General features: G+C 57.2%; 19 protein-coding genes. 13 read left to right on the forward strand and 6 right to left on the reverse strand.

Going from position 1 to position 22242, the window contains the following annotated elements:
* Positions 1–18 precede the first annotated feature (18 nt).
* From HKN37_09365 to HKN37_09385, 5 genes are all read left to right on the forward strand, one after another.
* On the forward strand, positions 19–867 hold the full coding sequence (locus tag HKN37_09365; protein ID NNE46853.1) for a hypothetical protein: 849 nt from the start codon (positions 19–21) through the stop codon (positions 865–867).
* Positions 868–914: 47 nt separating this feature from the next.
* Complete coding sequence (locus HKN37_09370) at positions 915–2552, forward strand: Rieske 2Fe-2S domain-containing protein (GenBank protein ID NNE46854.1); 1638 nt, start codon at positions 915–917, stop codon at positions 2550–2552.
* Between the two features lie 348 nt (positions 2553–2900).
* On the forward strand, positions 2901–3713 hold the full coding sequence (locus tag HKN37_09375) for an alpha/beta fold hydrolase (GenBank protein ID NNE46855.1): 813 nt from the start codon (positions 2901–2903) through the stop codon (positions 3711–3713).
* Between the two features lie 7 nt (positions 3714–3720).
* Complete coding sequence (locus tag HKN37_09380) at positions 3721–4509, forward strand: 3'-5' exonuclease (GenBank protein ID NNE46856.1); 789 nt, start codon at positions 3721–3723, stop codon at positions 4507–4509.
* A 60-nt stretch (positions 4510–4569) separates the two neighbouring features.
* Positions 4570–6294: an amidase gene (locus HKN37_09385; GenBank protein ID NNE46857.1), complete on the forward strand. Its 1725-nt coding sequence runs from the start codon at positions 4570–4572 to the stop codon at positions 6292–6294.
* Between the two features lie 24 nt (positions 6295–6318).
* On the opposite strand, the gene HKN37_09390 is transcribed toward HKN37_09385, so the two are convergent.
* Entirely contained in the window at positions 6319–6837 is a 519-nt protein-coding gene (locus tag HKN37_09390; GenBank protein NNE46858.1) for a dihydrofolate reductase, read from the reverse strand.
* A 23-nt stretch (positions 6838–6860) separates the two neighbouring features.
* Positions 6861–7655, reverse strand: coding sequence for a thymidylate synthase (locus HKN37_09395; protein ID NNE46859.1), 795 nt, complete (start codon positions 7653–7655; stop codon positions 6861–6863).
* 146 nt (positions 7656–7801) lie between these two features.
* On the opposite strand from HKN37_09395, the gene HKN37_09400 reads away from it, so the two are divergent.
* The gene (locus HKN37_09400) at positions 7802–8062 is read left to right on the forward strand and encodes a hypothetical protein (GenBank protein NNE46860.1); all 261 of its coding nucleotides are present in this window, start codon (positions 7802–7804) and stop codon (positions 8060–8062) included.
* A gap of 6 nt (positions 8063–8068) precedes the next feature.
* Here HKN37_09400 and apaG read toward each other — a convergent pair whose 3' ends face one another.
* Both apaG and HKN37_09410 read right to left on the reverse strand, forming a co-directional pair.
* On the reverse strand, positions 8069–8452 hold the full coding sequence (gene apaG / locus HKN37_09405; protein ID NNE46861.1) for a Co2+/Mg2+ efflux protein ApaG: 384 nt from the start codon (positions 8450–8452) through the stop codon (positions 8069–8071).
* A gap of 39 nt (positions 8453–8491) precedes the next feature.
* Complete coding sequence (locus HKN37_09410) at positions 8492–9334, reverse strand: BtpA/SgcQ family protein (GenBank protein ID NNE46862.1); 843 nt, start codon at positions 9332–9334, stop codon at positions 8492–8494.
* Positions 9335–9617: 283 nt separating this feature from the next.
* Here HKN37_09410 and HKN37_09415 point away from each other — a divergent pair, with 283 nt between their 5' ends.
* From HKN37_09415 to HKN37_09425, 3 genes are all read left to right on the forward strand, one after another.
* Positions 9618–11480 (forward strand): 2-oxoacid:acceptor oxidoreductase subunit alpha, encoded by a 1863-nt coding sequence (locus HKN37_09415; protein ID NNE46863.1) that lies wholly within the window; start codon positions 9618–9620, stop codon positions 11478–11480.
* 195 nt (positions 11481–11675) lie between these two features.
* Positions 11676–12668, forward strand: a complete 993-nt coding sequence (locus HKN37_09420; GenBank protein NNE46864.1) for a 2-oxoacid:ferredoxin oxidoreductase subunit beta — start codon at positions 11676–11678, stop codon at positions 12666–12668.
* Between the two features lie 206 nt (positions 12669–12874).
* Positions 12875–14407, forward strand: coding sequence for a hypothetical protein (locus tag HKN37_09425; GenBank protein NNE46865.1), 1533 nt, complete (start codon positions 12875–12877; stop codon positions 14405–14407).
* 146 nt (positions 14408–14553) lie between these two features.
* Here the strand turns inward: HKN37_09425 and HKN37_09430 are convergent, their stop codons facing one another.
* On the reverse strand, positions 14554–17874 hold the full coding sequence (locus HKN37_09430; GenBank protein NNE46866.1) for a TonB-dependent receptor: 3321 nt from the start codon (positions 17872–17874) through the stop codon (positions 14554–14556).
* Positions 17875–18156: 282 nt separating this feature from the next.
* Between HKN37_09430 and HKN37_09435 the strand changes: the two genes are divergently transcribed.
* From HKN37_09435 to HKN37_09450, 4 genes are all read left to right on the forward strand, one after another.
* Positions 18157–18450, forward strand: a complete 294-nt coding sequence (locus tag HKN37_09435; GenBank protein ID NNE46867.1) for a DUF2752 domain-containing protein — start codon at positions 18157–18159, stop codon at positions 18448–18450.
* Between the two features lie 50 nt (positions 18451–18500).
* On the forward strand, positions 18501–18872 hold the full coding sequence (locus tag HKN37_09440) for a TM2 domain-containing protein (GenBank protein NNE46868.1): 372 nt from the start codon (positions 18501–18503) through the stop codon (positions 18870–18872).
* 28 nt (positions 18873–18900) lie between these two features.
* Positions 18901–20013, forward strand: coding sequence for a sorbosone dehydrogenase family protein (locus HKN37_09445; protein ID NNE46869.1), 1113 nt, complete (start codon positions 18901–18903; stop codon positions 20011–20013).
* A 113-nt stretch (positions 20014–20126) separates the two neighbouring features.
* Positions 20127–21947 (forward strand): hypothetical protein, encoded by a 1821-nt coding sequence (locus tag HKN37_09450; GenBank protein NNE46870.1) that lies wholly within the window; start codon positions 20127–20129, stop codon positions 21945–21947.
* On the opposite strand, the gene HKN37_09455 is transcribed toward HKN37_09450, so the two are convergent.
* A partial coding sequence (locus HKN37_09455; GenBank protein ID NNE46871.1) for a TrmH family RNA methyltransferase occupies positions 21944–22242 on the reverse strand: 299 nt, incomplete at its 5' end. The genes HKN37_09450 and HKN37_09455 overlap by 4 nt on opposite strands.

Here is a 22242-nt window from a genome sequence, read left to right on the forward strand (position 1 = left end):
TCTATCACGCGTGATACAATGAGCAACCTGAAACTCGGACAAGTCGACCCGAAAATTCTGACGGATGCCCGTCTCGAATTGCACTGGGCGGCGCAGATCCTGGGTTCGGTCGGACTGACGTACGGCGTCGCCGCCCCAGACTTCAGCCATACGAGTTTGACCTGGATCGAAGATCCTCCTGCGTTTGGCAGTCCACCGCTCGGTGACCGGACCGCAGCCCGATTTGCACTAAAACTCGACGATCTGAGTCTATTGGCCTTTGACGAGAATGGATCAACCCGACACCCTCTTGCGGGGCAGACTCTTGACGCGGGATATCACTGGCTTTCAAACGAGGTTGCGACACGCCTCGAAAAGACAGAGGTGAAGCAGCTAACACGATTCGACCATGAAATGCCCGGCCATCCGCTCAAAGACGGCGCGGAGTTCGCGGCCGCCCCGGCCGAGCACTTCGCCGAGCTTGGTCGTTGGTATGCGACCGCGTTCCAGCTACTCCGCAATTTCTCAGCCAGGACACAGGCGGCGTCGGCGGTGAGATGTTGGCCTCACCATTTTGACGTGGCTTCGCTGGTCCAGATCGACCCAAACGAGGAGGGTGAAGAGGCACGGTCGATAGGCGTCGGGATGAGTCCCGGCGACGGAAGATATGCTGAGCCATACTGGTACGTGACCCCCTGGCCGTACCCTGCGGCCCAGCTTCTGCCCGAACTCGATACGGGTCGCTGGCATACTGAAGGGTGGGTCGGCGCCGTGCTTACAGGTACGGAGTTGGTCGATCAATCGAAACATGCAGACCAGAAGGACTTCATTGATGGCTTCTTACAGAAAGCCGTCTCCGCCTGTCGCACCGCGTTGAAGAGTGACTGAAAGGCGCCCAGAACTCTCCGCCAAACTCCAATCAAACCGATGAATACATGAATCCCGCTGAAACAACGCATGCCTTGAAGGTCGCCACCTGGGGTGAACTCGCGGATCGCACTCCCATGTACGCCCTCGCAGAGTCAGTCGATCTCGTGGTGGTCCGATACGACGACAATGTATCCGTACTCTACGGACGCTGTCTGCACCGCGGCGCCCTGATGTCGGACGGACACGTCGACGGGCACAACTTGATATGTGGCGTCCATGGATGGGATTATCGATACGATACCGGTGTCAGCGAGTACGACAATTCGGAAGTGCTGCACAAATTTGCTGCATGGGTGAGTCTCGATGACGACGCGGTCTATGTCGACCGGCACGAAATAATGGAGTGGACGAAGGAGAATCCACAGCCGTATCAGCGGGAGGAATATCTCGGTCTGTATCAAGACGTCCACGGTGGACCGGAGGAACCGTTCAATGCCTATGTTCAGGAGCTCGCAAGAAACGGCCTCAAGAGCTTCGGACATCACGGCAAGATGTCCGCCATGGGTGTACCTCTCACCGACTTGCCGCGATGGGACGACATCCAGATCCTGACCGCGCAGCTGGCGCGCCGGCCGCTCGAAGATGATGCTGGAGTCGGCACCGAAGTTGTCATCGGGCCGGGCGCCGCCCGGCCGCTGTCGCTTGACATCCCCATCTTTGTCAGTGACATGAGTTATGGCGCGCTGAGCGAGGAGGCGAAGACTGCCCTGTCGATCGGGGCCGAGCAGGCCGGCACCGGAATCTGCTCGGGTGAAGGTGGTATGCTTCCGGAGGAACAGCAGGCCAATACACGCTACTTCTACGAGCTCGCGTCTGGAAAATTCGGCTGGGACCTCGACAAGGCCTGCCGATCTCAAGCCTTCCACTTCAAGGCCGGCCAGGGAGCCAAGACGGGTACCGGTGGACATCTTCCGGGCGAAAAGGTCGTCGACAAGATTGCACAGGTACGGGGGTTGGAGCCCGGTACGCCGGCGATCAGTCCTTCGCGTTTTCCCGACCTCGTAACGGCACAGGATTTCTCTCGGCTGGCCGACGCAATCCGCGAACGAACCGGCGGGATTCCGATCGGATTCAAGATGTCGGCTCAGCATATCGAGGACGACATCGACTTCGCACTTGACTCGGGCACCGACTACATCATCCTGGACGGTCGTGGAGGCGCGACGGGTGCCGCACCGGAGATCTTCAAGAACAATATCTCCGTACCTACGATGGTCGCTCTCGCGCGGGCGCGACGTCATCTGGATAGCCGCGGGGCCGAAAAGGTCAGCCTCATCATCACTGGCGGCCTGCGAACGGAATCGGACTTCGTTAAGGCACTTGCGCTCGGAGCAGACGCGATAGCTATCGCGAACTCCGCGATCCAGGCAATCGGTTGCCTGGGAATGCGCGCCTGCCACACGAACAACTGCCCCGTCGGTATCGCGACGCAGAAGAAGTCACTGCGATCACGAATCATCATCGAGAAATCGGCAGAGAGATTGACGAACTATCTCAAGGCTACCGTTCATCTCATGCAGATCCTTGCGCGAGCCTGCGGACACAATCATCTTGGCCAGTTTGAGTCAAGAGACCTTACGACATGGAAACCCGATATCGCCAGGTTGACCGGTATCTCTTTTTCTGGAGTCGGGATGTCCTGAGGCCGTGCTGTCGAAGGCTGTGCTCTGAATCCTCCGACCGACTTATGTTGATTCGCGTGCGCTCTCTTCGAGGAGCAATCGGAGGAGTAATCGGCAACCACCCGCGCATCTGGGATTCTGACGATCGGGCTATTCCCGCCAGGGATCAGCAACGGTCTGGTGTGCGATATCTTAGACCCTTAGAAGCAACGGGCGCCTCTCCCAATACCCAGGAAGCTCGAAGGATCCGATACTTATCGAAATCCGCTTCCAACTTGCCGTCATGCAGGATTTGCTATGCAAACGGCCGTTGTGCGAACCACGTGGATAGCTGGAGCGTTTGAATGTTTTACCTATTCGAAAACCGCCTTGCTACATCATAAGACATACGAGATAGGGCCAACCGCCGACTGGGTGGTCTTCGTCCATGGTGCCGGCGGCAGTTCTGCGATCTGGTTCAAGCAGGTGCGGGACTTCCGCAAGAAGTTCAATGTCCTGCTTTTCGATCTGCGAGGACACGGTGAGTCGAGTAGAATGCCGGTCAGTCAGCTGCGGTATACGTTCGACGATGTCAGCCGGGATATCATCGAGGTACTTGATCACGTCGGCGTACGCCGTGCGCACTTCGTTGGCATATCGCTCGGGTCGTTGATCATTCGGTCGATAGCTGATATCGATCCAGACCGCGTGGGTACTGTTGTTCTCGGGGGAGCTATTACGCGTCTCAATGTCCGATCTCGAGTACTCGTTGCGATCGGCAACATGTTCAAGCACGTCGTTCCGTACATCTGGCTCTACCGCTTCTTCGCATGGATCATCATGCCGCGAAAGCGACACAAGGAATCGCGAGCACTGTTCACAAGAGAAGCGCGGAAGTTGTGTCAGAAGGAATTCCTCCGGTGGTTCCGACTGACATCCAGAGTTGTACCGCTGCTTCGTTCCTATGCAGAGCGCGAACTCGAAGCCCCGACACTCTACCTCATGGGACAGGAAGACTACATGTTCCTGCCCGCAGTCCAGCGTCTGATCGAAACACACAAGCGCAGCATTCTCAAAATAATTGAGGGTGCCGGCCACGTGTGCAATGTTGAAGAACCGCGACTGTTCAACCGGCATGCGATTGCGTTTATGCTCGCAAACCGGCTCGGTCCACCCTCAGGTGCCTCCTTCGTGGCAGGCTGATTTCGATATGCATCTCGAAAGACCGCTCGTATTCTTCGACCTTGAGACAACCGGAATCGATGTCGAGCAGGATCACGTCATCGAGATTGCCTGTCTCAAGGTGTTTCCGGACCGTCAGAAGCAGAAGTTCGAGACGCTGGTGAATCCTGGTCGCTTCCTTACGCCCGAGATTAGCGAGTTGACCGGAATCACGGACGAGCACCTTGTCAAGGCTCCGCGCTTCGCGGAGATTGCCGACGAGCTGTCCAACATTCTCGCCAATTCCGACCTTGCAGGATACAACGCCGTGAAGTTCGATCTTCCGGTACTCCGAAACGAGTTTGGGCGAATTGACAAGCCGTTTCCGTGTCCGCCGGATGTTGTCGTGCTGGATGCGTTTGAAATCCTGCGCCATCACGAACAACGCAATCTGGCGTGGACGTTCAAATACTATCTTGGTACGGAGATGCCGGACGCTCACAGGGCGATGGGCGACGTAGCTGCTACTGAAGACATAATGCGAGAGCAGATACTTCGCTATGAACTTCGTGGCACACCGGCGGAAATCGTTTCGAAGCTGCGATATCCATTCCTGGACAGCGGTCGCAGATTGAAGGTCGACGGCGAGCACGTGATCGTCTGCTTCGGCAAGCACCGCGGAAAGACGCTCAGGGAACTGACCGAGAGCGATCCCGGCTACGTGGTCTGGATGACAGAGAATCTGGACACGGAAGTTGTCGAGATTCTGCGAAGGTACGTGCATTTCGAATCACCTGAAGTGCCGAGCTATCCGGAAGCTGCCGAACCTGGCAGTTGACGAAGTCGGCTTTGCGGCCGTACTGTTCTCGTAACTCACGATCCAGAGGAGACGAGAACCATGTTGTCCAACCAGAGCCGCATCACGGAGCTTTCCCGCCGCAAGTTTGTCCGTTCGAGCCTCGTCGCGTTACCCGCACTTGCGGCCGGACGGTCGGTGGCTACCCCTGACGATTCTGTTGATGACGACTCTCTCACAACGACTGATATCGAGGCGGCGGAGCGCCTCGTGGATCTCTCCTTTTCAGATGAAGAACGGAACCTCATGCTGGAGGACCTCGCCGCCAGGCTGGATGAGTTCGCGCAACTCCGAGAGCACGAAGCGTCACCCGACATCCCGCCTGCCCTGGTGTTTGATCCACGAATCGGTGGTGAAAGCATTCCTGGCGGCGACTCGGCAGTCGCCTGGGGTGCTGTTGCCGACACCGGATCGCTGAGCGACGACGACCTCGCCTTCGCGGGAGTAGCCGCATTGGGTGAGATGATTCGAACGAAAGTGATCTCCGCTCGATCATTGACGGAGCTGTTCATCCGCCGTCTCCGACGCTTCGATTCACGGTTACAGGCTGTTGTGACGGTAACGGAAGAGCGCGCCCTTGAGCAGGCTGACAGAGCCGACCGCGAGATTGCGGCCGGCCAATACCGCGGCCCCTTACACGGAATTCCGTACGGAGCGAAGGACCTGCTTTCCGCTCGGAGGTATCCAACGACCTGGGGCGCAACACCATATCGGGATCAGATTATCGACGAGGATGCAGCAGTCATTAAGCGACTTGATGACGCCGGAGCTGTTCTCGTGGCGAAGCTCACGCTCGGGGCACTGGCCTGGGGTGACGTCTGGTTCGGCGGCAAGACCCGCAATCCATGGAATCTGGATGAGGGCTCAAGTGGTTCGTCGGCGGGACCCGGCAGTGCCGTCTCGGCCGGCCTCGTTCCGTTTGCAATCGGTTCCGAGACGTATGGATCGATCGTCTCGCCATCCACTCGAAACGGCGTCACCGGACATCGGCCGACGTTCGGACTGGTCAGTCGCAGTGGCGCGATGGCTCTGTCATGGTCCATGGACAAGCTCGGTCCAATGTGCCGTTCTGCACTTGACTGTGCCATCGTGTTCGACACGATTCGGGGGGCTGACCCGCGTGATCCGGCGACCGTGAACGCTCCATTCACTTTCGACGCTGCACAAGATGTCAGAGAACTTCGCGTTGGCTATGTGGAAGCATCGTTCAAGGCTGATTACAAGAATCAGCAGGCCGACAACGAGACGTTACGCGTGCTGAGAGAGGAGCTTACAATCGATCTGCAGCCTGTCGTACTGCCGGTTGATCTGCCGATCGATGCGATGCTGATCATTCTTTCTGCTGAAGCGGCTGCAGCCTTCGATGGCCTCACGCGTTCTCGCGGAATTGACTCGATGGTGCGTCAGGAGCGCAACGCGTGGCCCAACGTATTTCGATCATCGCGATTCATACCGGCGGTGGAGTATCTGCAGGCAAATCGAATTCGTTCTGTTCTGCTGAAGCGCATGGCGAACCTCATGGAGAACTTTGATGTCATCGTTAGCCCGGCGTTCGAAGGAAAAGCACTGGCTCTCACAAACCTGACGGGTCACCCTGCGGTTTGCGTGCCGAATGCGTTTCACTCCGTGGAGGGTAACGCACGTCGGAAATCGCCCGGCTCTGTCACGTTCCTTTCCGGCTTATACCGTGATGGAGCGGCCCTCGCCCTCGCGCATGCTTACCAGCAGGTGACAGATTTTCACCTGCGACGCCCTCCGGTCATTTGAGGGATTGGTCTCGGCCGTGACGTACTAGACCGCGGTCCTTGCGCGCTCGTACGTTTCAAAGCGGTAGCCATCGCGATTCTCAACGCAGGTCAAAGTGAAGAGCGTACCTACCAGATGCTCGAAAGGCGGAAAGAACGTGTCGCCCACGTAGGAGCCTTCGACCAGGGTTAACTCCAACCTGTCGGCCTGCTCGAGGAATTGCTCGTATATGTGCCCGCCGCCGCCGATGTAAATGCGTTCCACGTTCTCGACGGCGGCGAGTGCAGCCTCGATGCTGTCGTACGTCTCGACACCGTCATAGCCTTCGAACGCGCTCCGACGGGTCAACACCACGTTGCGTCGGTCTGGCAGCGGTCCACCGAACTGATGAATCAGCGATTCAAATGTCTTGCGTCCCATTAACAACGGATAACCTGTCGTCAGCTGTTTGAATCGCTTCAGGTCTTCCGGAATACGCCACGGTAGATCTTTATCTACACCGATGACGCGATTGTCCTCCGCGAGGGCGGCAATGATGACGATCTCAGGTCGAGGGGTGTGCATCGGTCGGGCTCTGATCTTCGTGGCTAGACCGCCACCATACCCTTGATGTGCGGGTGGTGCTCGTAGTCCACCACCTCGAAATCATCGAAGGCGTACTCATACAGCGACGGAGGTCTGCGGTGAATTACAAACCGGGGAAGAGGCAACGGCTCGCGGGACAACTGCAACCGGACCTGCTCCAGATGATTCCCGTAGATGTGGCAATCGCCACCGGTCCACACGAATTCGCCGGGCTCCAGATCCGTCTGCTGCGCCACCATTATCGTGAGGATAGCGTACGATGCGATATTGAACGGCACGCCCAGAAAACTGTCAGCGCTGCGTTGGTACAGCTGGCAACTGAGCCGCCCGTGCGCAACATAAAACTGAAACATCATGTGACACGGGGGCAAGGCCATATCCTCGAGCTCGTCCACCTTCCACGCATTGACGATCATCCGTCTCGAGTCCGGGTTGGATTGAAGCTGGTCCAGGACCCGACTCATCTGATCCACGACTGAGCCGTCTTTCGCCTCCCAGCTGCGCCACTGTTTGCCATAAACGGGACCAAGGTCACCGTTTTCATCCGCCCACTCATCCCAGATCGTGACGTTGTTGTCACGGAGATATCTGACGTTCGTATCGCCGCTGAGAAACCACAGCAGTTCGTGGATGATACTCCGCACGTGCAGCTTCTTCGTCGTGACGAGCGGGAGGCCCTCGGAGAGATCGAAGCGCATTTGCCGGCCGAAGGTGCTGACGGTGCCGGTACCGGTCCGGTCTTCCTTGTGAGTACCGTTGTCCAGGATGTCCTGGAGATAGTCGAGATACTGCCTCATGCCAGACGCGAACTCTTGTTATCGGATGGGATCGGTGTGCATCGAAACCACGCGGGGTCTATAGAGTAGCCAGAACGCTGCCGGAAGTTGCGCGGACCGACATGAACCAAATCTACGAATTTCAACCGAAGCGAGAAGAGTGAGTTATGGATCCGAATCTCCATCAGAACATGGGCATTCATCACCTGAATCGGGTGTTGAGCTACTCTCAATTTGTTGTCGAAGACGGCAGGGCAACCGTACATCTGACACCCGAGGACTGGCACGTAGTGGCGGACACGCTCTTTCAGATGGCGACTCCGCGTGAGATGCTTCCAGCTGAAATCGTGAGTTACAGGTTGACCGACAACGATCGAATCATCGAACTGAAAACCGCCGACTGCGTCATCGACATCGACATGACGTAGTGGCTGCTAGTTCGCCGCCGCCCGGAGGTTGAATCGAGGGATGACGACCCTGAAACGCTCACCACTCGCGCGCTGCATCAGATACGATCCTTCCATGCTGCCTTCGAAAGTCTCGAGCACGCAGTAACTGTTGTACTCGTGATGGCCGCCCGACTCGATGACGGGCTGATTTCCTACGACGCCCTCACCTTCCACCTCCTGAACCTTTCCAGTGCCGTCACTGATGAGCCAGTGCCGCCGGAGCAACTGAACTTCCTGCGAACCCTCGTTTTCGATGCGAACGAAATAACCGAAGACGAACCGGCCACTCATGATGTCCGTTTGGCCGTCGAGATAAATCGGGCGAACGATAACGCGAATCGTGTCGGTGAGGGCTTCGTACTCGAGCATGCTGTGGTCGTTGCTGAGGAGCGGTCGGTCGGAGTCGACCTAGTTCTTTTGAAAGACCATTTCTCGCGCCGCGCGAAGCTGCACAACGGCGCTCATGAGCTCATGTGTCCTTTCGTCGCTGACGGGTCCGTGCCAGACGCCGTTCTCTTTGAGCGAACTGCCAACGATGAAGCCGTCTGCGTGGTCATAGAACAGCCCGACATTTTCCGCCGTGATTCCACTCCCGACAATCAACGGAAGAATCGTAGCCTCACGGACCTCTTTCAGACTGTCGACGTTCGGAGAGACGCCTGTCGCCGATCCGGTCACGACAATAGCATCGGCAAGGTGGAGTTCCATTCCGGCGGCGATCTCACCGATGGTGAGGTCTCCTGTCAACGCGTGAGCGGCATGCTTTTTCCTGATGTCTGCGAAGATCGGGATCCGTGAACCGCCAATTACCTTTCGGTACCGAACCACACGGCCTGCTGAAGCGTCCGCGAAGCCTTTGTCAGAAACATGAGCGTACGTCCAGCCTTCGGCCCTGACGAAGTCACATTTCGCAGCGACCGCGACCGCCAGTGCGGCACGATTCGCCTGGAACAATACCTGAATGCCTACCGGAATCTTGCCGGCGCGACGCTTGACTGCACAGGCGATGGTCGTCATGAACGCAGTAACCTCTGGACCCATGTCTCGCTCGTGGACACATGGGAAGTCGCGCATGTTCTCGACCATGATTCCGTCGACGCCTGCGCTAACGAACACCTCGGTCTCTGCAATCGCGCGATCCAATGCGCTTTCGACACACACAAACCCGGGCACACCCGGGCTCGGACCCGTGTGTATCATGGCAATGACGGGCTTCGGGCGCCCGAACAACTTGTCAAAAGCGACTGGCATCAGGAATGCGTAACTATCTGAGGAAAAGCTTAGCTTTCGGGGCGCAGCGAGAACGCTGGCGGGATCGCTCCGCTCGCGCTACTCGAGACTCCTACGGCACTGAAATTCAACCAGTTCCGAGTCGGCCTGAACTCGATGCACGTCCGTGGACCTGGACGTGCACCAGCACCTTTTGAATCAACATTGCCATCAGTACGTTTCAGCGCCATTACATGGGAGCCGGGGGCTTTCGCGCCGCCGTCATATCCGCTACTTCTAACGAAAAGGGCATCGCCAGATAACCATGGCAACGCAAGCGCCTGAGAAAAGCGTCAAGTTAATCCCGGAAGCAACGATCCTCTTTGCGGGGGACTCCGGCGACGGCATGCAGTTGACGGGGTCACAGTTCACCCTGGCTGCCGCCTACGCCCGCAACGACCTGGCCACCCTGCCAGATTTCCCCGCGGAGATTCGAGCCCCGGCCGGTACGACGTACGGCGTCAGCGGATTTCAGCTACGATTCGGCTCAGTCGATGTCCGCACGCCGGGTGACGATGTCGATCTGCTCGTGGCGATGAACCCAGCGGCTCTCAAAGTGAACCTGGCACGCGTCCACGCTCACAGTGCCATTATTGTAAATACGGACGCATTTGAGCGGAGGAATCTCGACCTGGCCGGGTACACCAGTAATCCGCTGGAGGATGGCTCCCTGGAGGACCGTCACGTAATACCGGTCAAGCTTACGCAGCTTACTCGCGACGCTCTCAAAGACACGGGCCTCGGTCATAAGGAGATCGATCGCTCCAAGAACATGTTTGCGCTCGGACTGGCGCTGTGGCTTTACTCGCGGCCCATGGAACCGGCACTGGAATGGCTCGGCAATAAATTTGCGAAGCGACCCGAGGTGCGGGACGCCAATACCCAGGTGCTGAAGAAGGGATACCACTACGGCGAGACGACCGAGCAGTTCATTGTTCGATATGACGTTGCGGAAGCTCAGATGCCTCCGGGGCGCTATCGTGCGATTCGTGGTGCACAGGCTATGGCAATGGGACTCGTCGCCGCCGGACAGAAGAGCGGCCTGACCATCTTCTATGGCACCTACCCGATCACTCCGGCGTCGGACCTGCTCCACGAGCTGAGCAGACTGAAGAACTTCGGCGTCATGACGTTCCAGGCAGAGGACGAAATCGCCGCGATCGGCTCGGCGCTTGGGGCAAGCTTTGGAGGTCATCTTGGAATCACTGGTACGAGCGGCCCCGGTCTGGCGCTTAAGTCGGAGACCCTCGGACTCGCGGTGATGACGGAACTCCCGTTGGTCGTGGTAAACATGCAGCGAGGTGGACCGTCTACGGGACTGCCGACCAAGACAGAGCAGAGCGATCTACTGCAGTCCCTCTTCGGCAGAAACGGGGAAGCGCCGCTTCCGGTTCTCGCGGCAAGCACACCCGGAGATTGCTTCGAGACAGCATTCGAGGCATGTCGAGTCGCGCTGACCTACATGACTCCTGTTGTTCTCCTCGGCGATGGCTATCTCGGTAACGGGTCGGAGCCGTGGCTCATCCCAAGTCTCGACAGCCTGCCCGACATCGACGTGACCTTTGCCGATGCAAGTCACGAAGCAAATGCCGAAGAAGGTTTCCTGCCCTATCTGAGAGATCAGAAGACGCTCGCGCGCCCGTGGGCGCGTCCGGGAACGAAGGGCCTTGAGCACCGGCTCGGGGGTCTCGAAAAGCAAGACAAGACTGGAAACGTATCCTACGATCCCGAGAATCATGAGCTGATGACCCGGCTCCGAGCTGAGAAAGTGGAGCGTGTTGCAGACATCATTCCGAAAACCGTAGTCCATGGAGACGAGTCAGGAGATGTACTGGTTGTCGGATGGGGTTCGACCCGCGGTGCGATTGAGGCAGCGGTGGTCGAGGCTCGGAAGACCGGCAAGCGCGTCGGAAGTATAAACCTGCGTTTCCTGAATCCGCTTCCATCGGATCTCGGCGAGGTGCTGAGTCGATTTGAGCACCTGATCGTTCCTGAAATCAATGACGGACAGCTCGTCATGGTCCTTCGATCTCGCTTCCTGCTGCCATTCAAAAGCGTCACAAAGATGCAAGGGCAGCCGTTCAAGTCGAGCGAAATCGTTTCCGCCATCGAGAACGCGTCGTCCTGAAGAATCTGACTATTCCTTCACGCCTACCGATCAATGGCTGACAACAACAATAAACCGAAGAAGCCGGGCGCGACTCGCCCGAAGAAGCCGACGATGCCGCCCGGTAGCACGGCCACCAGGCGCAAGGTTACACGCCCTCCGGGTAGCGGACCTACTCTTCCCCCATCAGCCGCAAAGTCGACTGGTGGAGATGGCATGAGCCGGAAGGACTTCGAGTCCGACCAGGACGTTCGTTGGTGTCCCGGCTGTGGTGATTATGCGATTCTTGCGACCGTCCAGCGCCTGATGCCGGAACTTGGAGTGGACAGAGAGAAGATCGTCTTCATCAGCGGAATCGGATGTTCGAGCCGCTTCCCGTACTACATGAACACGTACGGCTTCCACTCGATTCATGGCAGGGCGCCTGCGTTGGCGACGGGGCTGAAGGCCAGCTGTCCTGATCTCGACGTGTGGATTGTGACCGGCGACGGCGACGCCCTGTCAATTGGCGGCAATCATGTCATTCACTTGATGCGGCGAAACGTGAATGTGCAAATGCTGCTTTTCAACAATCAGATATATGGACTGACCAAGGGCCAGTATAGTCCTACCTCCGAGTTGGGCAAGGTCACCAAAAGCACGCCCTACGGGTCACTTGACCACCCCTTCAATCCCGCCGCGCTTGCGCTCGGAGCCGACGCGACGTTCGTCGCACGTACGATGGACCGGGACCCAAAGCATATGAAGGTGATTCTCAAGCGTGCGCACGCTCACAGAGGTGCTGCATTCGCAGAGATCTATCAGAACTGCAACATCTTTAATGACGGGGCCTTCTTCACCTATACGGAGAAGGAATCGAAGCCCGAGAACACCGTTTTTGTTCAGCATGGAAAGCCGCTTGTCTTTGACGGGGGGCGAAAGGGACTCCGGCTGAGCGGATTCTCGGTGGAAGTCGTCGACCTTACCAACGGGCAATGGTCGGCCAGTGACTGTGTGGTTCATGACGAGACGAGCCGCGACCTCGCGTCGGTTCTTGCACGCGTCTTCTTCAAACCAGGTTTTCCCCAGCCATTCGGAGTATTCTACGCAGAACAGCGCCCTACGTACGACGACGAGATCCAGAAGCAGATGGAGTTGGTCATGGATCAGCGGGGAACGGGTGATATGGCCGCTCTCCTCAACGCCGGCGACACCTGGAACATCAACTAATCTGTTGACCGTGAAACGTCCGCTGCAGAGCCGCAGAGCGGGCTTTCGCTATTAGAATGGGTTCTCTTCGTTCCCTGAGGCTCAGGATGCGCTTCAGCCAGACTAATGACCCTGAAAGCGGCTAAAGATGCCTTTGGAGTGGTCGATACCCCACCTGAATTCCCCGGTATTTCCGGTCCCTGTAGTACCCACCGAGTCTGTAAGCCATGAGACGTTTCCCGACCTACGTATTTCTCGTACTCCTCACCGGCCTGTTCGCTTCGGGCTGCGATTTGTTCGGCGGTGACAGCGAGAGTGGCACCGTAACCCTCATCGGCCGTGTGCTGGATCAGAACAACGACCCGATCAGCGGCGCGACCATCACCGTGTTACCGATGAACGATGTCCTCGGAGAAACCGGTGTAGAAGGTGATTATGTTTTTGACGTCAAGATCGACAGCACGATGGATCTTGTCGTCGTCGCCCGCAAGACTGGCTTTAGTGAGGCCAGTGTGACCGTCGCGGACGCGATCGCCGGCAACGCGGTCAACGTGCCCATCATTCGCCTGACCCAGATCGACGAGATATCGGAATCTTCCGGATACGGATCCAATATCCTACTTCTGTCTCAGGACACTGACGCTATCGGCGTACGCGAGAGCGGCTCCGACGAGGTCGCGACTCTAATCTTCCAGGTAGCCGATTCACTTGGCAAGCCGGTGACGATTGACCGCAAGGTGACCGTCAATTTCTCGTTCGGCGAAGCACCCGGTGGAGGCGAGTTCATCTTCCCGGACGTCGGCGAGACAAACAACAACGGCGAGGTGGAAGTGAATATCTCGGCCGGAACGATAGCCGGTGTAGCCCAGATCGTAGCCCAGGCGACGGTGCTCGGCACAACGATCCGTTCGCTTCCCGTTTCAATCGCGATACACGGCGGCCTGCCGGACCAGGAACACTTCACCCTGGGTCCTGCAACCTTCAACTATCCCGGATTGCGCGCCTTCAATCTGACAAACCGGATCTCAGTGCTTGTTGGAGACAAGTACTCGAATCCGGTGCGCCCAGGTACCTCCGTGTCTTTCGCGACCGACTATAGCCTGGTCGAAGGCTCTACGACCACCAACCCTCAGGGTAGCGGATCCGTGAACCTGATCTCAGGCAATCCACTGCCGCCGGATGGTGTCGTGAATGTAACGGCCACCACGGCCGACGAGAATCAGGATCCTGTAACGGCCATCACACCTGTGCTGATGACTGGAGGACCCGTTATCCAGGTACAGCCCGGCGTGGCCTCAATCGGCACGACGTACACACTTGACGTCACCGACTGGAACGGCAATCCGCTTACAGAGGGAACGTCTATAACAGCCAAAGCCGAGGGCAACCGCGTGAAGACGGTTGGTAATACGGCTGTTCGGATGGACGAGACCACTTTCATTGATGGCGGTCGAGATGTTAATGGAGACGGATTCTCCGACAACATCACCGACGGCGACAACCTCGACTTTGAAGATGTGCTGACCGGTTGGGGTGTCACCCGGTATACGTTCGCCGTCGTGGAAGTAGCCTCGACGGACTCCACGAACATCGAACCGGCTCGCGTCGACGCTGTGGTGATCACGGTGTCAGGATCGAACGGTCGCCTGGAGATCGTTCTCGGTGGAGGCACACCCAAGGTCACGGCCGGAAAGAACGACCGCGCAACTGTCGAGATGTTTGGCGACCGCAAGGTCGTAGCACGACTCGAGGAGAAGTAGGAAACGTCAGCAGACGACCCCCGACAAAGGGCGGCACCGCAATCGCGGCTGCCGCCCTTTTCTTTCTGCCTATACACAACTCTAGTTGGCACATATAAGACGGGCCCGCCGACGACGGGCCCATCTTACTTCAAGTCTGAAGCCGACTAGAACTTGTATCGAACACCGAGTTGCATCTGCCAGCGCGAACCGTAGGTACCAGAATCCTTCGTCCGGCTATCAAAGAAATCCGCTTCGGTCGGAGTCCTGTCCGGATCAAATTCCAACTGATACTGCGGCGTGAAGTCACCGCCGGCTTCATCGACAAAGCCGTTGAACTCCAAGATCTCGGCTCCACCATTGCTACTGCTCGTGAATCCGTTGTAGCGCTGACCCCAGTCCTTGTTAAGAAGGTTCGTCAGGTTGAAGATATCAAGCGTTATCTCGAGCGTCTGACGACGCCCACCTATGTTTCCCCAGACCTCCTGGGCCAACCGCAGGTCGACGATATTCTCGAACGGCATCCGGCTCCCGTTGCGCTCCACATACGTGCCGCGACGGCTGCTCAGGTACTCACTGCTGTCAATGTACCGATCAAAAGCGGCCGCCTGGTCCGCCGGGCTCATATCACCATTCTGGATGAACGTTAACTCGCTGGCACTGTTAGGCACGTAGATCAGTGCATAGTCTCTGAACCCGCCACCGATCGGTGAACGGTCGATCGTGTAGTTGTACAGAGCTCCACTTTCCCCCGTGTACAGAAGAGAAACTGTAGTCGCCAGGTTCTCCAAAAACGCCTTGCGGAACGTGACGCCGGCGAGAATTCTCGAGCCGATCGCGAAATCTGATCGCGACAATTTCGGATTATTCGGAAGCTCGTTCCCTATCTCCACAGTTCTCCAGTTGGAGTTGATCTGCGAGGACGTTCCGTCATTGATCACCTTCGACGTCCCATATGTGTACGACAGGTTGAAGGATACCCGGTCACCTTCGGTGATCACGTCGTCGTATGCACCCGTTAGCGAAGCTGTTACATCGTAGCTGTAACCTTCGCTCGTGTTGCCGACAACATGAATCGCCTCATAGCGAGGATCGATGAACACGTCCTCGCCCGCCTCGTCCGTGTAGAACGGGCGACCATCAGGTCCATCCATGTTCTGTACGGCGTCCGGATTCAGATTGAGATTTCGGACGACAATGTTGCTCAGGTTCTTTGTGTACTGACCCTCGAGGGTTCCGACGAGGCCCGATCCGAAATCGTAGTCGACTCCAAGGCTCGTTCGAAAGACCCTCGGGTACTTGTAGTCTTCCTCAAACATTTCGAGCCGACCGCTCGGAATGTCTTCCTGCGTCGGATCTACTTCGCTCGATGTCAGACCCTGGCTCGGGTCTGCTACAAATGGCACGGGGTCACCGTTGGGCAACGTGGTCCCACTGATGCGACCGACCGTTGCTCCGTTGTTCGTGAACATGCCGCCCGGCCATACAAATGGCACTCGACCGGTGAAGACTCCCAGCCCTCCGCGCAATTGCACGGTACGGTCGCCGAGAACGTCGTAGTTAAAGCCCACGCGTGGCGATAGATAGATTGCAGCCTTGGGCACCTGGCCCGGAAGAGCTCCTTTGAGATCCGCCTTTGCCGATAAATCAGGTATTGTTGTTGTCATGACATCCGGAGCGAAGATGGGCTCATCCAGGATCTTCGGAATGTCGACACGAATACCGCCTGTCAGGCGAAGCTGCTCGTTCAACTGGAACTCGTCCTGCACGTAGAATCCGAGTTGCATCGCCTTGAACACCCCTGCAGCATTCGAAGCGTCTCCGGTCTCATCGTCAACAAGGGAGTATCCACGTGTGAAGAACCCCGGCTCTACGGGAGTTCCGCGCAGTGAGGACAGGAAGTCGTCCACACTGTCATAGTCGTAGACGCCGAAGTTTTGAGCGATGAACAGGTTGTAGATGTCGTAGTACTCGAAGTGAGTACCGAATGTCAGCGTGTGGTCTCCGCGGAACCAGTTGAAGTTGTTTGTGACGGTCAGAATATCCTGCTCCAGGATATTGCCCGTAGAGAACGGTTCCGAACCGAAGTGAATCTCACCGGAGCCGTCGTCGATGTTCACTTCAGGGAACGGGTCGCCGGCAAAGCCGCGGTCATCACTGACCCGTGTAAAACCTACAATCAGCTTGTTGGCGTAGTTGTTACCGATTGTACTGTTCAACTCGGCCGCAAGTGAATGCGTCTTGTTCGGAAAGACCTCCGAATTGTTCGAGAACTCGATGTCACTTGCATCACTCTGAAATGCGTCGACGTTGTCCGACTTCGAATAGCTGTAGCGCAGGCTGACTTTGTTGTTCGGATTCGCGTTCCAGTCCAGCTTTGCGAGCACCTTATCGTCGTCCAGCGAGCTCTTCTTGCTTCCGTATTCGCCCGGATCGTATCCCGAGTCAAGCAGCGCCTGGCGCAAATTGTCCAGGTCTGCCAGAGACGAGTTTCCGGTGTAGTCTACGTCAAACGGCTGCGGTGTCTCTGAACGCAGGATCTCAACATTTGCGAAGAAGAACAGCTTGTTCTTGATGATCGGACCACCCAGGCGAGCACCGAAACGCTGGTTCGAAAAGTCCGCAACCCTGGTTCTTTCTGATCCAGAACCCAGCAGGGCCGGTGGCGTCTTGCCAACGAAGTTCTCGTTGCGGGTGTAGTAGTATGCGGAGCCCTCGAACCGGTTTGTGCCACTGCGCGTGACGGCATTTATGGCTCCTCCTGTGAATCCGCTCTGCGAGACGTCGTACGGAGAGAGGTTGATCTGAAACTCCTCGATCGCATCGATTGCAATTGGGGTGGATCCCGTCTGGCCGCCGTTCGTGCCCTGGGCCGAAAGGCCGAAGACATCATTGTTGACGGCGCCGTCTATATAGATCGAATTGTATCGGTTGTTCTGTCCGGCAATCGATATCGACGGACCATCATCATCGTCATTGCCGACGAAGGCGGCCGGCGTCATACGAGCAAAATCCGCAAGATCGCGTCCGATCGTCGGCAAACTGTTGATGGTGGCCTCATCGATGTTTCTCCCGACACCAGTCCGTTCCGCGTCGAAGACGCCACGAGCAGCCACCACCTCTACCCCCGCCAGCTCAAGAGCGGACTCCGCAAGTACGGCATCGAGACGGTACGTCTCCCCCAGCGTCAGATAGATGCCCCCATAGCTGAACGGTTCAAATCCAACAAACGTGACCTCAACTGCGTACGGGCCACCGACGCGCATATTTCGCATCGTGTAGCTACCGTTGATTCCGGTTGAGGCACCGTATACGGAACCCGACTCGACGTGGGTCGCGACGACGTTTGCACCCGGCAGCGTCGCCCCGTTTGCGTCCTTCACGACTCCGCGCATACCGGCCGTTGTCACACCCTGTGCGAATGCCGGCCCGGCCGAAAGGGCAAGTAGCAGAAATCCCATCAACCATTTAACGTTCGGGGTAGTCATTTCTAACCTCCTTTGATTGTCTCCGGTGGACGGAACGGTCCGACCCGCCCACGTCTGATGGCTCTGATTGATCGAGCGCCGGGATGCGGCTGCCAGACCATCCGTCTCTAAAAAAAGTAGCCCTCCGCCGTCAAGAGGGCCCCCAAATACGTTGCATATTCTGTTAATAAATGCCGCGCGCGCAATCCAGCTTCTGGTGGCTGTGTGGGCCCTTGGACGCGCCCTTCAGGATCTGATTCTGACCGCGTACATTGAATGCAAAGATTGAAGGCTTAAACAACGATGTTTACGTTGAAAAATTCCGGCGAGATCGTCTTCTGGATAGTCGCCCTTGTAACTCTCGCGTGCACTGATCCGGCAGCACCACCGACCCTGGACCTCTGCCTCTTCAAGTGGATTGGATTGGAATGTCCGGGCTGTGGAATGGGGCACGCACTGGCCTCATTGCTGCACGGTGACGTCGTCGCGGCCATCGACACTCATCCGCTTTCACCATTTGCCCTGCTCGCCATATCGAGTCGAGTCGTGCGAATCTGGCCACGTAATCCCGCCACAGGCTCTAACCGTTTGATCTAAAGTAAAGGGGGCAGCATATGTCAGAGGCAATCTCGAAAGCCATTACCTACTTGCCGGAAGTTGAAGACGAGGAGCTTCTGCACGTCGCTTCCCTGATCAAGGAGATGGGCGAAGAGCAGGCGCGTCAATTCGCCGCCGTTTACCGGAAAAGGCGAAAGGACACAACCGTCACTCTCCTGCTCGCAGTCGTCGGTTTTCTAGGTTTTGGAGGGATCCACCGATTCTATCTCGACCAGGTGGGAATGGGGATCCTCTATCTGCTGACCGGGGGGTTGTGCCTTATCGGGACGATCGTCGACATGTTCAATCACTCCAGTCTCACCCTGGAGCACAACAAGCGCAAGGCCGAAGACGTCGCTGTCATGATCCGGACCGCGATTGACGAGGCGCCTTCGACGCGATCGCTGCCGAGTGGCGAGTAGGGTAGATCACGAGCAGGACCAATCCGTCATGAGACGTCCTCTCCGAACATGGGTCTTTGTTGCGCTTCTCGCCTCGACAGGCTGCGATCCGAAGTTGACGCCGCAGGAGGGAATTGACCGGATTGTGCTGCCGGACGGTTTCAAGATCGAGATCTACGCGGACAGCCTTCCTGATGCTCGATCGTTGGCGCTTTCGCCGAGTGGCACGCTATTTATCGGGACGCGCGACAACGGTAGCGTGTATGCGGTCCGTGACAACAACGCGGATGGCTCGGCGGACGAGATATTCACCATCGCCCGTAGCCTCACGATGCCAAACGGAGTGGCGTTCCGGGACGGATCTCTGTTCGTGGCAGAAGTCGATCGCGTCTGGCGATACGACGATATCGAAAGTCTCCTCGCGGACCCTCCCGCCCCTGCATTGATCACAGATCGCTATCCGCGCGATACCTGGCATGGGTGGAAGTACATCGCATTCGGACCCGATGGGAAGCTTTATGTCCCCGTCGGTGCGCCGTGCAACGTATGCGAGGTCGAAGATCCGTACGGGGCCATCACGCGGATAAATCCCGATGGCTCGGGATTCGAAATCGTGGCGCGCGGCATACGAAACACGGTCGGTTTTGACTGGCATCCGGATTCGGACGACCTTTGGTTCACGGATAACGGGCGCGACATGATGGGTGACGATATCCCTCCCGACGAACTGAACCGAATATCTCGTCCGGGTCCACATTTTGGATTTCCGCACATTCACGCCGGGGGGATTCAGGATCCGGTATTCGGTACGGGTAGATCCGCATCCGAGTTCGTGGCGCCCGTTCAGCAACTAGGAGCGCATGTCGCAGCGCTCGGGATGGAGTTCTACACCGGCGACAGTTTCCCCGAAGAGTATCGAGGCCAGATATTCATCGCAGAACACGGATCCTGGAATCGAAGAGACAAGGTCGGATATCGGGTCGCGCTGATTCGTCTCGGGAATGACGGCCTGCCGATCAGTTACGAACCGTTTGCGGTAGGTTGGCTGCAAGGTCGTGACAACTGGGGCCGCCCCGTCGACCTTGAGCAGATGCCCGACGGCTCGCTTCTGCTATCGGACGACCAGGCAGGCATCGTATACCGGATCTCGTACACCGGCTGATTTCGAGTCTTCCGGAGCCACCTCGCGTTCGTTACGATGCTGCCGGGGTAACTTTTGCCTTACCGCTTCGTCAACCGGAGCATACGTACCCGAAATAATACACCGCCGCGGCTATGACCAGAACATTCTATTCGAAGGGTCGGACAATCCTGCCTGATCGGACTCGACTTCTGATTCTCGCTCTAGCCTTCCTGCTTCTACTGTTTACAGGTTCAATATCCAGAGTAGCTGCCCAATCATCCGTCACGGTAGATCTCGGAGCGGGCGAGTTCGGCGAGGTACGCACGGCTGGTTTTGTTATTGCCGATGACTCTCGTGTATCTATCGAAACCATCTGTTTCGACCCGAGTGGCGCAAGACCGCTCGCGAGCAAGGCATGGATTCTCGACGCCAGCACCCGCATGCCCGTGTGGGAATTCAGTACGCACGCCGGTGAGCAAGAAGATCAACACTTGCGAAAGGTGACAGATGAGATTTCGCTTCCGGCCGGGACATACGAAGTGTACTACGCTTCCTACACGGACTGGAATCGGGGAGATTGGAATCCTCGCGACATTGGCGACATCATCCGGAATGTAATACGGGAGCTATTTGATCGTCATAACTGGCACAACGACGAGGACTTTGACGAGCGCTTCAAGGAGTTGCAAAGTGAACTGGGTATTCAGATCCGAACTTCGCCCGCCGGCCGGCCCGTGACGAACGTCGACGACCTTGCCGATGGGTTCCTGTCGACTGCCTTTTTGACGATAACCGGTGTTCCGGATGACCGCTACGTAGCGGAGGGTTTTGAGTTAAAGCGACCGCTGGACATCGATGTGTATGCGGTCGGTGAGTTCGTACAGGGCGATGCCTTCGATCATGCATGGATTGCGAGTGTCGACTCGCGGCAGAAAGTGTGGGAGATGAGTTCCGCGAATCTGCAACACGCGGGCGGCGCCGAAAAGAACCGCTTGAGCCGCGACCAGATCAGTCTCGAACCCGGTCGGTATGCCGCATTCTACAGTTCGGATGGCTCGCACTCCCCCATGGAGTGGAATGCCATACCGCCGTATGACCCCGATTTCTGGGGCCTGACATTGCGCGTCCCCGATGCCGACGATCTGCGACATATCTCACGCTTCGACTATGAAAACATCTCGCTTGACCATGCCGTTGTCAAGCTTCGCGGACTGGGCGACGATCAGCACCAGACCGCCGGTTTTTCGGTCGTCCGCCCTCTGGAAATACGGATCTATGCGATTGGCGAAGGCCGCGGCGACCGCATGTTCGATTACGGCTGGATCGTGAATACCGATACGCGTGAACAAGTGTGGCGCATGGATTATGCATCGACTGATCATGCAGGCGGAGCGAGCAAGAACCGGGTGTTCGACGGGGTCATCAAGCTGGATGTCGGGAATTACATCGTTCATTTCATAACGGATGGATCTCACTCGTACGAAGACTGGAACTCCGATCGCCCGTTTGACGCGGCCGCGTGGGGCGTGACAATAGCGCCGGTGGACGCGGACGATTCGGACCGGCTTGCGACCTATTCACCTGCGGACGATCGTTCGACTCTGGCTCGCATTACCGAGGTGATTGATGGCGAGAACAGAGAAGCAGACTTCACGCTCGAGAAAGAGGGCCGCATCAGGGTTTTTGCGGTGGGAGAAGGAGTGGGCGGAGAGATGTATGACTACGGATGGATAGAGAACCTTGATGATGGCACCGTCGTGTGGGAGATGACGTTTCGAATGACGGAGCACGCAGGCGGCGCTAGCAAGAACCGCATGGTGAACACAGTCTTGATGCTGCCTGCCGGCACGTACCGCGTACACTACACATCAGATGGCTCTCATTCATTCGGCGACTGGAACGACGCTGCTCCGCACGAACCAGAGATGTGGGGCATCACTGTCGCGCACGATCGCAGACGCTCGGGCATCTAGTCGGCTCTCCGGTCGGTTTCTAGCAGGATTTCTTCTGCTCGTTGAACGGCACGGAGATAGTACTGTGCGGTTAGTGCCTGCTTTTCCGCCGCGCTCAGATCACCACCGCCGTTTCGCCCACTCGTGCGAGCGAGATGTGCGTGATAAAGCATGAGAGCAGCCGCGACAGAGATATTGTAGCTCTCTACGAAACCGATCATGTCGATGCGGCACACGACATCTGACGCAGCCCGAAAATCTTCCGAAACACCTTCTACCTCGTTCCCCAGAACGATCGCCGTCTTTCGGAGGAAGT

Source organism: Rhodothermales bacterium (assembly GCA_013002345.1).
Classification (GTDB): Bacteria; Bacteroidota; Rhodothermia; order Rhodothermales; family JABDKH01; genus JABDKH01.